The sequence below is a fragment of the Streptomyces sp. NPDC017225 genome (genome assembly GCF_044331465.1).
Lineage (GTDB): Bacteria > Actinomycetota > Actinomycetes > Streptomycetales > Streptomycetaceae > Streptomyces.
In genome coordinates this window covers 98,942-113,704 of sequence record NZ_JBIRNE010000002.1, presented here as the reverse complement: position 1 = coordinate 113,704, position 14,763 = coordinate 98,942, and the positions used below count along the sequence as shown (strand labels likewise).

The window sequence follows — 14,763 nt, the reverse complement described above, 5'->3', positions numbered from 1 at the left end:
CCGGGCCCGTGGCCTTCCACTGTCCCGCAGCCGGGGCACCGCTGTCCGGGACTCCGGCGTCCTCGCGGCTACCCGACCGCCGCACGGCGGTCGAGTGCGTCAGCTCGTGCCGGCGAGCCGCACGACCCGCACGGCGCCGGCCGGGAGCGCGAGGCGGCCCGCGGGGTGTTCCCCGGTCAGCAGTTCGGTGCCGGGCGCGTCCAGCGGCACCTCGGCCGCCGAGTCGGTGTGGTTGATCGCGAACAGGTAGGTGCCCGACTCCCCGGTGCGGCGCACCACTTCGACGTCACGGGGCAGGCCGGCACGCGGGGCGATCCGCGCGTCCCGCTCGGCCCGGCCGAGGACGGCGTCCAGGCCTTCGGCGCCGAGGCGGGTGGAGACGTACCAGGCGGTGCCCTCGCCGAGGCGGTGCCGGGTGACGGCCGGGTGTCCCGCGGTGAGGCCGTCGGCGTACGTCCACACCGGCTCGGCGCCGCGCGGCACGACGAACTCCGTCCACACGTCGCCGACCGGTTCGCAGCCGTCCTGGCCGGTGAGCCGTACCCGCTCGCCCGCCTGCAGGGGTGAGAACTCCTCGACGGTGAGGCCCAGCACGTCCCTGAGCGCGCCCGGGTAGGCGCCCTCGTGGACGGCGTCGTGCTCGTCGACGATGCCGGAGAAGTACGAGACGACGAGCGTGCCGCCCCCTTCGACGTACTGCCTGAGGTTGTTCCCGGCCGCCTCCGTCGTCAGGTACAGCGCGGGGACGACGACGAGGGGGTAGGCCGACAGGTCGGCTTCCGGGTGGGCGAAGTCGACCGTGAGGTGGCGGTCGTAGAGGGCCTCGTAGAAGGAGTCGGCGCGTTCGCGGGGGTCGTGGTCCTCGCTGGGGCGCCACTGGAGGTTCTGCGCCCACCAGGAGTGCCAGTCCCAGACCATGGCCACGTCGGCCTCGGTGCGGGTGCCGCGGACGGGGTTCAGCGAGTCGATCGAGGCGCCGAGTCCGACCACCTCACGCCATACGCGTGTCCCGGTGCCGCCGTGCGGCAGCATCGCCGAGTGGAACTTCTCGGCGCCGCGCCTGGACTGCCGCCACTGGAAGAACATGGCACCCTCGGAGCCGCGGGCCACGTGGGCCAGGGAGTTGCGGGCCATCTGGCCGGGAGCCTTGGCCGGGTTGCGGGGCTGCCAGTTGACGCCGGAGGTGGAGTGTTCGAGCAGCAGCCAGGGGGCGCCGCCCGCGACCGAGCGGGTGAGGTCGGCGGCCATGGCGAGGTTGACGTGGGTGCGGCGGCCGTCGGTGATCAGGTAGTGGTCGTTGGTGACGAGGTCGACCTCGCGGCCCCAGGCCCAGTAGTCGACGGAGTCGCACTGGCTGAGGGCGGTCATGAAGTTGGTGGTGACGGGAACGCCGGGTGAGAGGCGGTGCAGGATGTCCCGCTCGGCGCGGAAGTTCTCGCGCATCGTGGCGTCGGCGAAGCGCTTGTAGTCCAGCGCCTGGCCCGGGTTGCCCACCGTCGGGGTCGTGCGCGGCGGGTTGATCTGGTCGAGGTCGGCGTAGCGCTGGCCCCAGAATGCGGTGCCCCAGGCCTCGTTGACGGCGTCGACGGTGCCGTAGGTGGTCGCGAGCCAGCGGCGGAAGTGTGCGGCGCAGGAGTCGCAGTAGCAGGCGGAGACGGGGACGCCGTACTCGTTGTGGACGTGCCAGAGCGCGAGTGCCGGGTGGCTGCCGTAGCGCTCGGCGAGCCTGGTGGTGATGTTCGCGGCGGCGGCGCGGTAGTCGGCGTTGCTGTGGCAGATGGCGCCCCGGGAGCCGAACTCGTACCGCGTCCCCTCGGCGGTGACGGGCAGCGCCTCGGGGTGGGCCCGGTAGAACCAGGCGGGCGGGACGACGGTGGGTGTGCCGAGGTCGGCGCGGATGCCGTTGTCGTGCAGCAGGTCCAACAGGCGGTCCAGCCAGCCGAAGTCGTAGGTACCGGGGGCGGGCTCCAGCAGGGCCCAGGAGAAGATCCCGGCGCTCACCATCGTGACGCCGGCCTCGCGCATCAGCCGGACATCCTCCGGCCAGACACTCTCCGGCCACTGCTCGGGGTTGTAGTCCCCGCCGAAGGCGAGCCCGGTGAGGCCCCTGGGGGTGGTCTCCGGCATGGCTGGTCTCCCGAATGTGATCGATCAGTTGGGAACGTGCACACACATGATCGGCGGTGCGATCCCAACATAACCGCACAGCAACAACCATTGACAAGTGTCCGGGATGTTTCTCTACTGTGAACGCTCACAGAAGCATGGCAGGTCTTCGCAGCAGGCGGAGACCCCAGGTCAGGGGAGAGTTCCATGCCGTACACGAAGCGCCGCCGCCTGGTGACCTCCGCAGTCGCCGTCGCACTCGGTGCCACCACCCTCGCCGCCTGCGGCTCGTCCGACGACAGCGGCGACGCCCAGTCCGGTCCGGTCTCGCTGACGTACTGGACCTGGACGCCCGGCATGGACAAGGTCGTCGACCTGTGGAACGAGGGCCCGGGCAAGAAGGAACAGATCACCGTCACGGTGAAGAAGCAGGCGTCCGGCGACACGCTGGTCACCAAGATCCTCACCGCGCACAAGGCCGGCCAGGGGCCCGACCTGGTACAGGCCGAGTACCAGGCGCTGCCCACGCTGGTCAGCAACGACGCGCTCGCCGACATATCCGGCGAGGTCGGCGACGTGAAGGGCCGGTTCGCCGAGGGCGTGTGGCAGCAGGCCACGCTGGGCACGGACGCCGTCTACGCCGTCCCGCAGGACATCGGGCCGATGATGTTCTACTACCGCGAGGACCTGTTCGAGAAGTACGGCCTAGAGGTCCCGGCCACCTGGGACGAGTTCGCCGAGACCGCGCGCAAGCTGAGGAAGGCCGCCCCCGACAAGGACCTCACCACCTTCTCCGCCAACGACTCCGGCCTCTTCGCGGGCCTCGCCCAGCAGGCCGGCGCCAAGTGGTGGTCGGCCGAGGACGGGAAGTGGAAGGTCGGTGTCAACGACGAGGCGACGAAGAAGGTCGCCGAGTTCTGGGGCGGCCTCGTCAAGGAGGGCGCCATCGACAACCAGCCGATGTACACGCCCTCCTGGAACAAGGCACTCAACACCGGCAAGCAGCTCGCCTGGGTCAGCGCCGTGTGGGCGCCCGGCACGCTGACCACCGCCGCGCCCGACACCAAGGGCAAGTGGGCCATGGCCCCGCTCCCCCAGTGGCCCGGCGGCGAGAACCGCACCGGCAGCTGGGGCGGCTCCTCCACCGGCGTCACCACCGACTCGAAGCACCAGGACGCCGCCGCGAAGTTCGCCGAGTGGCTGAACACCGACCGGGACGCGCTGAACGCCCTGGCCAAGGAGGGCGGCGTCTACCCGGCCTCCACCTCGGCCCAGCTCAGCGGCGCCTTCACCAACCCGCCGGAGTTCTTCTCCAACCAGCCGGACTTCTACACCAGGGCCGCCGACATCGCCGAGACGACGGCGCCGGCCGCCTGGGGCCCGAACGTCAACGTCGCCTACACGACCTTCAAGGACGCGTTCGGCACCGCCGCCAAGAACAGGTCGGACTTCACCGCCGCCCTCGACACCATGCAGGAGGAGACGGTCACCGACCTGAAGAAGCAGGGCTTCGAGGTCGCCCCGTGACCAGCACCACGGCACGCCGCAGGCCGTACGGGGTCAAGGGCGCCCCGTATGCCTTCCTCCTCCCCGCGGTCACCCTGTTCCTGCTCTTCTTCGCGCTGCCCATCGGCTACGCCGTCCACCTCAGCTTCCGCAAGGTGGAGGTCTCCGGGCTCGGCCTCGGCGCCGGTGCGCGGCAGGAGGTGTGGGCCGGCCTGCAGAACTACACCGACGCCCTCACCGACAGCGAGCTGCTGAACGGGGCTCTGCGCGTCCTGGGCTACGGCTGCGTCGTCGTACCCGTGATGCTGGGTCTGGCCCTGCTGTTCGCGCTGATGCTCGACGCCGAGAAGGTGCGGTTCACCCCGGTCACCCGGCTCGCGATCTTCCTGCCGTACGCCATCCCCGGCGTGGTCGCCGCGCTGCTGTGGGGCTTCCTGTACCTGCCGGACGTCAGTCCCTTCTACTTCGTGCTCGACCGGCTCGGTCTGCCGCAGCCGGACCTGCTGGACGGCGGCCCGCTCTACCTCGCCCTGTCGAACATCGCGATCTGGGGCGGCACCGGCTTCAACATGATCGTCATCTACACCGCGCTGCGGGCCATCCCGGCCGAGGTGTACGAGGCGGCGAAGCTGGACGGCGCCTCCCCGCTGCAGATCGCGCTGCGGATCAAGATCCCGATGGTGGCGCCGTCGCTGGTGCTGACGTTCTTCTTCTCGATCATCGCCACGCTCCAGGTGTTCAACGAGCCGACCACCCTCAAACCACTCACCAACTCCGTTCCCACCACCTGGAGTCCACTGATGAAGGTGTACCAGGACGCCTTCGGCAACGGCGACATCCACGCGGCCTCGGCCCAGGCGGCGATCATCGCGCTCGTCACCCTGACGCTGTCCTTCGGGTTCCTGCGGGCCGCGAACCGCCGCAACAAGCAGGAGGCAGCACGATGAGTTCCCTTGCCGTCCGCAAGACGCGGCCGGCGGCGGGCACCACGCCCGGCACCGCCCAGGGGCCCCCGCCGCGCCGCCGTATCGCGCTGGTCCCGACCATCACGCTGCTCCTCGGCGCCGCCTACTGCCTGCTGCCGGTGGCCTGGGTGGTGGTCGCGGCCACCAAGTCGGGCAGCGAACTGTTCTCCACCTTCACCTTCCTGCCGGGCACGGGCTTCGCCGACAACGTGAGCGACCTGAGCACCTACCGGGACGGCGTCTACTGGCAGTGGATGGCCAACTCGGCTCTCTACGCCGGCCTCGGCGCCCTGCTGTCCACGGCTGTGTCGGCGATCAGCGGCTACGCCCTGGCGACCTACCGCTTCCGCGGCCGGGAGACGCTGTTCAACGTGCTGCTGGCGGGCGTACTGATGCCCCCGGTGATCCTCGCCGTCCCCCAGTACCTGCTGCTGGCCGAGGCGAACCTGACGGACTCGTACCTCTCCGTGCTGCTCCCCCAGATCCTCTCCCCCTACGGCGTCTACCTGGCGCGTGTCTACGCCTCGGCGGCGGTGCCCGCCGACGTGGTGGAGGCCGGGCGGATGGACGGGGCGAGCGAGTGGCGGATCTTCACCCGGGTCGCGCTGCCGATGATGGTGCCCGGACTGGTGACGGTCTTCCTGTTCCAGTTCGTGGCCGTGTGGAACAACTTCCTGCTGCCGTACATCATGCTGAGCGACGACGAGAAGTTCCCGATCACGCTCGGTCTCTACACACTGCTGGAGCAGGGCGCGAACACGCCGGCGCTCTACACGCTGGTGATCACCGGTGCCTTCCTCGCGGTGCTTCCGCTGGTCGCCCTCTTCCTTGTCGTCCAGCGGTTCTGGAGCCTCGACCTGCTCTCCGGGGCCGTAAAGTCATGACCATGAGCAACACGGGGGGCCGGCGCCGACCGCCCACGATCCACGACGTGGCGCGCGAGGCCGGAGTGTCGCGGGGCACGGTGTCACGGGTGCTCAACGGCGGGCACTACGTCAGTCCGGCAGCACAGGAGGCCGTCAACGCGGCCATCCGCAAGACGGGTTACGTCGTCAACCGGCACGCCCGGTCGCTGATCACCGGGCGGTCGGACTCGGTGGGGTTCCTGCTCACCGAGCCGCAGGAGCGGTTCTTCGAGGACCCCAACTTCAACGTCCTGCTGCGCGGCTGCACCCAGGCGCTGGCCGCGCACGACGTCCCGCTGCTGCTGATGCTGGCCGGGACCAAGGACGAACGGCGGCGCATCACGCGGTACATCACGGCGGGCCATGTCGACGGAGTCCTGCTGGTCTCCAGTCACTCCGGGGACCCGGTCGCCGAGGAACTGCGCGCGGCAGGGGTGCCGCTGGTCGCGTGCGGCAAGCCGATCGGGCTGGGCTCGAAGGTGAGTTACGTGGCCGCCGACGACCGGGACGGCGCCCGGGACATGGTCCGCCATCTGCTGTCGCTGGGGCGGCGGCGGGTGGGCGTGGTGACCGGCCCGCTCGACACCCCGGGCGGTGTCGAGCGCCTGGCCGGCTACGAGGAGGTGCTCGGCGAGGCGGGCATCGGCGTCGACGAACGGCTCGTCGTCACGGGCGACTACAGCCGGGCCAGTGGCGAGGTGGCGGCGGAGCGGCTGCTGGCGCGGGCACCGGACGTGGACGCCGTGTTCGTGGCGTCCGACCTGATGGCACAGGGAGTACTGACGGCGCTGCGACGGGCGGGGCGGCGGGTGCCCGAGGACGTGGCGGTGGGTGGTTTCGACGACTCCCCCGCGGCGGTCGCCGCCAGTCCCGAGCTGACCACCATCCGGCAGCCCTGGGACCGGATCAGCGCCGAGATGGTCCGGGTGCTGCTGGCCCGGATCGGCGGGGAGGACCCGGCGACGGTGATCCTGCCGACGGAACTGGTGAAGCGGGACTCGGCCTGAGCCCGCGTTCCTTGCGTGCGCACTAATTGCATACTCAAGGAACACTCGCTTCGGTGTTACCGTGCACGTATGGCAGTCAAGACGGCCGGTGCGCGGCTCGAGGAACGGTGGCGGGAGATCCTCTCGGTCCACGCCCGCACCATGTGCGAGATCGACCGCGCGCTGCACCCGCACGGTCTGGGCGCGAGCGACTTCGAGGTGCTCGACCTCCTCGTGACCGAGGGGCCCGAGGAGGGCTCCCAGTGCCGGGTGCAGAACCTGGTCGGCCGGGTCCATCTGAGCCAGAGCGCGCTGTCCCGGCTCATCGCCCGGCTGGAGAGGGACGGGCTGGTGGAGCGCACGATGTGCGCGGAGGACCGGCGCGGTGTGTACGTCGCCCTGACCCGCAGGGGCCGCGACCTGCACGCCGAGGTACTGCCGCTGCAGCGGGCCGTGCTGGCCCGCATGCTCGGCGACGACGGTACCGCTCACGCTCGCCCCTGACGGCGCGCGCCCCTTCCGTCCCTAGGGGCGGGCCAGCAGGGTGCGCACGCCGTCCGACGTGAGCGTGAGGCGGTGCTCCGAGCCGGCGTCGATGGACAGCGACAGGTCGTCGGCCGGCCACTGCGCGGCGAGGGCGCCCAGCGGCACCATGCGGTAGCGGGAGACGTACGGCAGCAGATCGGCCATCTCCAGCTCGGAGGTGAACACCGGCACCACCTGACGGCCGCCCTGTTGTTCCAGCACCGGCAGGGCCAGCATCCCGGGGTCGGCGGCGTCCTGGCCGTCCGCGTCGTCGGGCACCGGGACGAGGACGTCGCTGCTCGCGAGCGTGTCGAGCGCCGCCGTGTCCTCGGTGTTCTCGGCAAGTACGTCCAGCGCGCGGTGGGCGGGCGAGACGGAGTTTTCGTTCGCGGGTGTTTCCATGGCAGATCCCTGGTAGCGGCGGTGATGGAGCCCGCCCCGATGGCCGGCACGGGGGCGGTTCAGGCTCGCGTACCCGATCACCCGGGGCGCAATCCTGTTCGACGCCCGACGCCGTCGCCAACCTGTTCGGCCCGGCACCGTCAGGGCGGTCCGGGTCCACGACGACATGCCCGGGATGTGAGTACTGGGGCCCATGCGGTTACCCGGGAGGTCCCCGAAGGGCCACGAAGGTCCCGAAAGACCCCGGGAGTCGAGCCACCGACTGGGAGAAGTGCTCATGTCCCACACCACCAGCGCCCGAGAGGTGGTCGACGCCGTCAAGGACGTCGACTTCCCGGCGGGCAAGGACGACCTGATCCGGGCGGCGCGCGAGGCGGGCGCCTCGCCGGACGCCGTCGCCGCACTGCGCGGCATTCCGCCCGAGAGCTACGCCAACCGCGAGGAGGTGGCGAGGTCGGTCCGCGTGGACCCCGCCTCCGACCTCGGCACCTCTCCCGCGCAGCGCGCCGAAAAAGCTCGCGCCGGCGGCAAGCCGGGCCAGTCGCAGCATCTGCGCGAGGTGCCGAAGCCGCCCGTGGAGGAGGAACTGGACCGGGACCGCTGACGTCCTGGAAGCCCGCCGCGTCGCGCCGGCCGGGCCCCTCGACCGGCGCACGGCGGGGCGGTGCGCCCCCTCGGGACACCACGCGCGCTCCTCGCACCACCCAAGGGCTCCCGTCGCACCGCAACCTTTCGGTCAATCGGCCCGTCTCATCCAATACCGGAACACGCAGACCCCCCGGGGGACACGATGCGACGAAGCAGAACGGCATGGATGGCGGTCGTGCTCGCGGGCACCGCCCTGGGGACGGCCACGGTCGCGGCCGACGCGGCCCCGGTCACCGACGCGCGGAGCACCGTGCGCGACACCGCGCGCTCCACGGCGTGCGCCACCGGCTGGGGCAGTCACGACAAGACCCGCGTCGTGGGGACGACGACGCCGGTGAAGGACGTCAGGACGGGGCGCCACGCGTGCTTCGACCGGATGGTCGTCGACGTGCCCGGTGCGAGCGCCGGGCGTCTGGGCTACTTCGTCCGGTACGTCGACCGACTGCACCAGGACGGCTCGGGCCGCCCGATCGCGGTGGGCGGCCAAGCCGTCCTGGAGGTCAGGATCGCCGCACCCGGCTACCGGCCCGAGACCGGCGACGCCACCTATCCGGGCCGGGCCGGGCGGCCTCTGCCGGGTGTCGACCTCACCGGCTACCGCTCCTTCGAGGACACCCGGTTCGCCGGCAGCTTCGAGGGCGAGACACAGATCGGGCTCGGCGTCCGCGCCCGGCTGCCCTTCCGGGTGCTGGCGCTGGACGGCCGGGTCGTGGTGGACGTCGCCCACACGTGGGACGGGGTGCGCTGAGGCGGGCGGTCCGGCGTGCGCTCAGGCGGGGCGCCCGCCGGCCTCCACGAGTGCGGCCAGTTTGGCCAGGGACATGCGCGTGCCCGTCTCGTTGTCCGCGGCCGGCACGGCGTCCGGGAGTCCGTCGTGGGTGACGACGACCTCCGTGCCGCCGTCCGCGTCGGTGAGCGTGGTGGTCATCGTCATCGTGCCCTCGAAGGCGGCGTCGGCCGACTCGAACTCGAGCACCTCCACGACCTGTTCGTCGGGCACCAGCCGCGCGAAGTGCCCGTGGTAGGTGTCCGTGCGCGCGCCCGACTTGCCGACCCCCGCCGCCGACTCGTAGGTGAGCGAGACGCGGAAGGTGCCGCCCTCGCGGGCGTCGAACGTGTGCACCTGTGCGGTCATGTCGTCCGGAGCCCGCCACGCGGCGACGGCGTCCGCGTCCAGCAGCGCGCGGTACACGGCGGAGCGCGGGGCGTTCACGCGCCAGGAGACCCGGGTCGAGTGCATGGACACGATGCTACTGCACTCATCTGATCGCCCGGGGGCCCACTTGATCGATCAGAAGGGCGATCGGGTTAGCATATGAGCGCCGCCTAGCTCGAAAGATAGAGACGTGACTGCCAACGACGACTCGTTCACCAACTGGAAGAACCGCGAAGAGATCGCGGAATCGATGATCCCGATGATCGGGAAGCTGCACCGGGAGCAGGACGTCACGATCCTGCTGCACAGCCGTTCCCTGGTGAACAAGTCTGTGGTCAGCATCCTCAAGACCCACCGCTTCGCCCGCCAGATCGCCGGCGCGGAGCTGTCGGTCACCGAGACGATGCCCTTCCTGCGGGCCCTCACCACGCTCGACCTCGGTCCCTCGCAGATCGACATCGGCATGCTCGCCGCGACCTACAGGAGCGACGACCGCGGGCTGACGGTGGAGGAGTTCACCGCCGACGCCGTCGCCGGGGCCACGGGCGCCAACAAGACCGACCGGCGCGAGGGGCGCGACGTCGTCCTGTACGGCTTCGGCCGCATCGGCCGGCTCGTCGCCCGCCTGCTCATCGAGAAGGCCGGCTCGGGCAACGGCCTGCGGCTGCGCGCCATGGTGGTCCGGGGCGGTGGCGAGCGGGCCGCCGAAGACATCGTCAAGCGCGCCTCGCTGCTGCGCCGCGACTCCGTGCACGGCCAGTTCCAGGGCACGATCACCGTCGACGAGGACAACAGCACGATCCTCGCCAACGGCAACGCCATCAAGGTGATCTACGCCGACGACCCGACGCAGGTCGACTACACGGCGTACGGCATCAAGAACGCCATCCTCATCGACAACACCGGCAAGTGGCGCGACCGCGAGGGCCTCTCGAAGCACCTGCGCCCGGGCATCGACAAGGTCGTCCTGACGGCGCCGGGCAAGGCCGACGTCCCCAACATCGTGCACGGCGTCAACCACGACACCATCAAGCCGGACGAGCGGATCCTGTCCTGCGCGTCCTGCACCACCAACGCGATCGTCCCGCCGCTGAAGGCGATGGCCGACGAGTACGGCGTGCTGCGCGGCCACGTGGAGACGGTCCACTCGTTCACCAACGACCAGAACCTGCTGGACAACTACCACAAGTCCGACCGGCGTGGCCGGTCCGCGCCGCTGAACATGGTCATCACCGAGACGGGCGCCGCCTCCGCGGTCGCCAAGGCTCTCCCGGACCTCAACGCGAGGATCACCGGCAGCTCGATCCGCGTGCCGGTGCCGGACGTGTCGATCGCGATCCTCAACCTCCAGCTGGCCCGCGAGGCCACGCGCGAGGAGGTCCTCGACCACCTGCGCGACGTGTCGCTGACGTCGCCGCTCAAGCGCCAGATCGACTTCATCAGCGCCCCCGACGCGGTCTCCAGCGACTTCATCGGCTCGCGCCACGCCTCCATCGTCGACGCCGGCGCGCTGAAGGTCGAGGGCGACAACGCGATCCTCTACCTCTGGTACGACAACGAGTTCGGCTACTCCTGCCAGGTCGTGCGCGTCGTGCAGCACGTCTCCGGCGTGGAGTACCCGACGTATCCGGCCCCGGCGGTCTGATCCTCGCACGGAGCGGGCGTGCGCGAGGGGCGGTGGGACGCGATGTCCCGCCGCCCCTCGCGCGTGCCGGGTCAGGGCGTGAGGCCCTCGACGAACACGCGGGTGAGCGCGGTCGGCGCGGTGATGGCGGTGCCGACGACGACACTGTGCGCACCCGCCGCGAGCGCCCGGCCCGCCTGTTCCGGCGTCGCGATCCTGCCCTCGGCGATCACCGGGATGGCCAGCGCGGCCGCGAGGTCGGCCACGAGGGCCAGGTCCGGGGCGGTCTGCGCCGGGGAGCCCGGCACGTAGCCGGAGAGGGTGGTGCCGACCAGGTCGGCGCCCTGGCCGGCGGCGGCGACCCCCTCGTCGAACGTCGACACGTCGGCCATGACCAGGGCGCCCGCCGCGTGCACGGCCTCGACGAGTTCGGCGAAGGTACTGCCGTCGGGGCGCGGGCGCGCGGTGGCGTCGGCCGCGACGACCGCGGCGCCGGCCTCCACCAGGGCGAGCGCGTGGCGCACGGTCGGGGTGCGAAGACGTCGCTGTCACCGTCCTTCCACAGGCCGATCACCGGGAGGCCGACAGCCGCGACGGTGGCCGCGACGACCTCCGGGTCGTTGACGCGCACGGCCGCCGCGCCGCCGGACCGCGCCGCGAGGGTCATGCGGACCAGGGTGTCGGTGTGGCGCATCGGGTCGCCGGGCGGCGCCTGGCAGGACACGATCAGGCGGCCCTTGAGGGCTTCGGCCAGGGACGGGGCCGAGGTCATGTACGGACTCCAGTGGTGAGGGGGTCGTGCAGAGGCAGGGTGCGGGTCAGCTCGGCCGCGCCGAGGACCGCGGCGTCGGCGCCGCCGTTCGGCGCGGCGGGGCGCAGCGTGCGCAGCGGGGGCATGAGCTCCGCCGCGAACGCCGCGCACAGGGCGTCCCAGTACAGGGCGCCGATCCCGGGTACGCCGCCGGCGACGACGACCCGGTGCGGGCCGAGCGCGTTGGCGAGGCCGCCGAGGGCGCGGCCCACCGCCCGGGCGCCGAGCGTGATGGCGGACGCGGCGTGCGCGTCGCCGTGGGCCGCGCGTTCGGCGACGGTCTGGAGGCGGTCGGCGTCCTCCCCGCTGATCCGTCCGTAGTGCGCGGTGATGGCGGGGCCCGCCGCGATCGCCTCCAGGTGGCCGGTGGCGCCGCAGGTGCAGGGCAGACCGGCCGCCTCGGGGCTCGGCAGGTGACCGAGGTGGCCCGCGATGCCGGCCGCGCCGTGCAGCATGCGCCCGTCGGCGGCGACGGCTCCGCCGACTCCGGTGCCGACGGCGGCGTAGATCAGGGTGCCGTCGGCGCCCAGCCCGGCGAGTTCTGTCGCCGCGGCGGCGCGTACGTCGTTGTCGCAGGCCACGGGGGACCCCGTGCGGGTGGCGAGGCCGGTGGCCAGGGCCCGCTGCTGGAAGGCGGACGACGCGTGCGCCACCGCCTTCCCGGCGGCGACGGAGGGTCCGGGCGGCCATCGCTGGCACTGTGTCCACCCTCAGCAGAGCATGATGACGGAGGAAGCCCTGAGCGGAGGCTGACCCGGCCCGCATCGGCCGACCGGGCCGGGGCATGCGTGTGATGGCGTTCCCCGCTCGGACGCCGTGTCGCACGACGGTCGGCTGAAACGAGAATGGGGCCATGAACGCACTGGTTCGGCGCCCGCCCCGGCGCTCGCCCTGGGTCGAGGTGCTGATCTGGTGCGTGGCGGTGCTGAGCCTGACCGTCCTGGCCGCGGCCGCCGTCGTGCGCAGCACCGTGCTCGATTCGGAGTTCTACGGTCAGGTACTGGAGGACGAGCGGGCCTACCAGCGGTTCTACGACGAGGTACTGGTCGACCCGGCCAGTACGCCGCTGGCCCAGGAACTGCTGGACCGGCTGCCCGTCCCGCAGTCCACCATCACCTCGAACCTCAAGGTCGTGATCCCGCCGGAGACACTGCGGGCCATGGGCGACCGGCAGATCGCCGAGGTGATCCACTATCTGGAGGGCGACCGCGACCGGCTGCGGGTCACGGTCGACCTGGAGCCCGTGGTCGCGAACGTCGAACGGCTCAGCCAGGCCTACTTCGGTGATGCCGTCGCCGCCCTCCAGCAGCGGTCGGAACCCGACTTCCAGGCCTTCGTGCAGCGGCTGTCCGAACTGGCGGCACAAGTGGTGGCCGGTGAGGCCCCGCTGGAGGGCCTGCCGTCGCTGCCGCTCTCCCCCGACCAGGCGGCCGCGGCCACGGAGGCCCTGATGCGGCTGGTACCGGCGGACGCGCGCGCCGACACCAGACCCGGCGTGCAGACGGCGCTGGACCGGGGGGACGTGGCCTCGGCGCTGGCCGCGGTCGCGCCGGTCGCCCTGACGGACCAGGTCCGGGCAGCCGCCGCGGAGTTGCTGCGGGAGGCGAACGACGGCACGTGGGTCATCACCGTCGATCTCGACCCCCGGCAGGAGGCGCTCGCTCCGGTGGACCGCGCGCGTGCCGTCACCCGCCTCTTCCAGGAGGTGGTGGAACCGGCGGCGGCCGTGCTCTGTGCCGCCGCGCTCACGCTGCTGTGGTTCTCCACACCCTCTCCCGCCAAGCGCCGGCTGATCCCGCTCGGCTGGGTGCCGGCCGCCGCCGCGTCGCTGATGGCGCTGACGGTGCTCGTCCTGCGTCTCGCGCTGGGCGACGCGCTGTTCGACACCCCGTCGTCCTGGCCTCCGACGGCGTCGTCCCTCCTCGGCGACATCCAGGCGACCGCTCTCGACCGGCTCCTGACCACCGCCACCGTCGTCGCGGTGATCCTGCTGGCCGCCGGCGCCCTGCTGATCACCGTGGGATGGGTCTGGCAGACCAGGCCCGGTGTGCCGGTCCTCACCGATCCGCGGCACGGCCCCACCCTGACCTTCGCCGTCACGGCGTGCGCGCTCGTCGGCACGATGCTGGCGCCGGTGGCGATCACCGGCTCCGCGCCCCGCGTCTGCCAGGGCAGCGCCGAGCTGTGCGACGCCCGCTACGACGAGATCGCCCAGCTGGCGTCGCACAACGCGATGGCCACGACCGCGGACCGGTTCATCGGCCCCCTCCAGGACCCGGACATCGTCGGTCAGCTCAACGCGGGGGTGCGCGTCCTGCTGCTCGACACGCACCGGTGGGAGCGGCCCGAGGAGGTCGCGGACCGACTGAGCACCTCGGACTTCTCCCCGGCGCTGCGCCGGCGGCTCACCGGGATCCTGGAGCGGGTGAACCCTCCCCACCCGGGCCTGTGGCTGTGCCACTCGGTGTGCGGGGCCGGGGCCCTCGAACTGGAGCCCGCGTTGCGCCAGATCGGTGAGTGGCTGCGCGCGAACCCCACGGAAGTCGTCACCCTGATCCTTCAGGACGGCGTCGGCTCCGCGGAGAGCCAGAGCGCCTTCGAGCGGGCCGGGCTGTCCGACCTGCTGTACGAGCCGGACGCCGACCCGGACCGCCCGTGGCCGCCGCTGGGGGACATGATCGACGACGGCCGGCGCCTGGTCGTCTTCGCGGAGAAGGCCGACGGGCCCGCGCCGTGGTACCGGAACTTCTACCGGTACGGCATGGAGACGCCCTTCGCGTTCCGCAGCCCGGACGAGATGTCCTGTCTGCCGAACCGGGGCGGCGCGGACAAGCGGCTGTTCCTGCTCAACCACTTCGTCACGGCCGGCGGCGGGCGGCGGCTGGACGCCGGGGTCGTCAACTCCCGGCAGCGGGTACTGGAGCGGGCGCGCACCTGCGAGCGGCGGCGGGGCAGACCGGTCAACTTCATCGCGGTGGACTACGCGACGATCGGCGACGCGCTCGGCGCGGTCCGGGAACTCAACGCCGAACGCCGCCAGGACGACTCCCGCCATCCCGCGGGACGGTCGCCGGAGAAGCTTCCCGGCGCGTGAGGAACGCGACGGCGTGCCGCCCGGCGACGCGTTGG

12 protein-coding genes and 3 pseudogenes are annotated in these 14,763 nt (G+C 71.9%); 10 read left to right on the top strand and 5 right to left on the bottom strand.

Going from position 1 to position 14,763, the window contains the following annotated elements; translation table 11 throughout:
- Positions 1–99: 99 nt before the first annotated feature.
- Positions 100–2,127, bottom strand: coding sequence for a beta-galactosidase (locus tag ACH4NX_RS04135; protein WP_398127022.1), 2,028 nt, complete (start codon positions 2,125–2,127; stop codon positions 100–102).
- A gap of 186 nt (positions 2,128–2,313) precedes the next feature.
- On the opposite strand from ACH4NX_RS04135, the gene ACH4NX_RS04130 reads away from it, so the two are divergent.
- The 5 genes from ACH4NX_RS04130 to ACH4NX_RS04110 all read left to right on the top strand — a co-directional run bounded on the left by ACH4NX_RS04130 (position 2,314) and on the right by ACH4NX_RS04110 (position 6,972).
- The gene (locus tag ACH4NX_RS04130) at positions 2,314–3,633 is read left to right on the top strand and encodes an ABC transporter substrate-binding protein (RefSeq protein ID WP_398127023.1); all 1,320 of its coding nucleotides are present in this window, start codon (positions 2,314–2,316) and stop codon (positions 3,631–3,633) included.
- The gene (locus ACH4NX_RS04125; RefSeq protein ID WP_351397872.1) at positions 3,630–4,559 is read left to right on the top strand and encodes a sugar ABC transporter permease; all 930 of its coding nucleotides are present in this window, start codon (positions 3,630–3,632) and stop codon (positions 4,557–4,559) included. Before ACH4NX_RS04130 ends, ACH4NX_RS04125 begins: the two co-directional genes overlap by 4 nt.
- The gene (locus tag ACH4NX_RS04120; RefSeq protein WP_351397870.1) at positions 4,556–5,461 is read left to right on the top strand and encodes a carbohydrate ABC transporter permease; all 906 of its coding nucleotides are present in this window, start codon (positions 4,556–4,558) and stop codon (positions 5,459–5,461) included. The genes ACH4NX_RS04125 and ACH4NX_RS04120 overlap by 4 nt, the downstream gene beginning before the upstream one ends.
- The gene (locus ACH4NX_RS04115) at positions 5,458–6,489 is read left to right on the top strand and encodes a LacI family DNA-binding transcriptional regulator (RefSeq protein WP_351397869.1); all 1,032 of its coding nucleotides are present in this window, start codon (positions 5,458–5,460) and stop codon (positions 6,487–6,489) included. Before ACH4NX_RS04120 ends, ACH4NX_RS04115 begins: the two co-directional genes overlap by 4 nt.
- A 69-nt stretch (positions 6,490–6,558) precedes the next feature.
- A complete protein-coding gene (locus tag ACH4NX_RS04110) occupies positions 6,559–6,972 on the top strand; it encodes a MarR family transcriptional regulator (RefSeq protein ID WP_351397867.1) in 414 nt (137 codons plus the stop codon).
- A 21-nt stretch (positions 6,973–6,993) separates the two neighbouring features.
- On the opposite strand, the gene ACH4NX_RS04105 is transcribed toward ACH4NX_RS04110, so the two are convergent.
- The gene (locus ACH4NX_RS04105) at positions 6,994–7,395 is read right to left on the bottom strand and encodes an SseB family protein (protein ID WP_351397865.1); all 402 of its coding nucleotides are present in this window, start codon (positions 7,393–7,395) and stop codon (positions 6,994–6,996) included.
- A gap of 277 nt (positions 7,396–7,672) precedes the next feature.
- On the opposite strand from ACH4NX_RS04105, the gene ACH4NX_RS04100 reads away from it, so the two are divergent.
- Entirely contained in the window at positions 7,673–7,999 is a 327-nt protein-coding gene (locus tag ACH4NX_RS04100) for a DUF2795 domain-containing protein (RefSeq protein ID WP_398127024.1), read from the top strand.
- Positions 8,000–8,209: 210 nt separating this feature from the next.
- Entirely contained in the window at positions 8,210–8,791 is a 582-nt protein-coding gene (locus ACH4NX_RS04095; RefSeq protein WP_398127025.1) for a hypothetical protein, read from the top strand.
- A gap of 21 nt (positions 8,792–8,812) precedes the next feature.
- Here the strand turns inward: ACH4NX_RS04095 and ACH4NX_RS04090 are convergent, their stop codons facing one another.
- On the bottom strand, positions 8,813–9,283 hold the full coding sequence (locus ACH4NX_RS04090; protein ID WP_398127026.1) for an SRPBCC domain-containing protein: 471 nt from the start codon (positions 9,281–9,283) through the stop codon (positions 8,813–8,815).
- Positions 9,284–9,389: 106 nt separating this feature from the next.
- On the opposite strand from ACH4NX_RS04090, the gene ACH4NX_RS04085 reads away from it, so the two are divergent.
- The gene (locus ACH4NX_RS04085) at positions 9,390–10,844 is read left to right on the top strand and encodes a glyceraldehyde-3-phosphate dehydrogenase (protein WP_398127027.1); all 1,455 of its coding nucleotides are present in this window, start codon (positions 9,390–9,392) and stop codon (positions 10,842–10,844) included.
- A 71-nt stretch (positions 10,845–10,915) separates the two neighbouring features.
- Here the strand turns inward: ACH4NX_RS04085 and ACH4NX_RS04080 are convergent.
- Both ACH4NX_RS04080 and ACH4NX_RS04075 read right to left on the bottom strand, forming a co-directional pair.
- Positions 10,916–11,595, bottom strand: a pseudogene (locus tag ACH4NX_RS04080) (N-acetylmannosamine-6-phosphate 2-epimerase).
- Positions 11,592–12,254, bottom strand: a pseudogene (locus ACH4NX_RS04075) (ROK family protein); the annotation flags it as partial. The pseudogenes ACH4NX_RS04075 and ACH4NX_RS04080, both read right to left, overlap by 4 nt.
- Before the next feature lies 1 nt (position 12,255).
- Here ACH4NX_RS04075 and ACH4NX_RS04070 point away from each other — a divergent pair.
- Together ACH4NX_RS04070 and ACH4NX_RS04065 are read left to right on the top strand one after the other, a co-directional pair.
- A pseudogene (locus ACH4NX_RS04070) lies at positions 12,256–12,387 on the top strand (peptide ABC transporter ATP-binding protein); the annotation flags it as partial.
- Positions 12,388–12,487: 100 nt separating this feature from the next.
- A complete protein-coding gene (locus ACH4NX_RS04065) occupies positions 12,488–14,728 on the top strand; it encodes a hypothetical protein (protein WP_398127028.1) in 2,241 nt (746 codons plus the stop codon).
- The last annotated feature ends 35 nt before the right edge of the window (positions 14,729–14,763 follow it).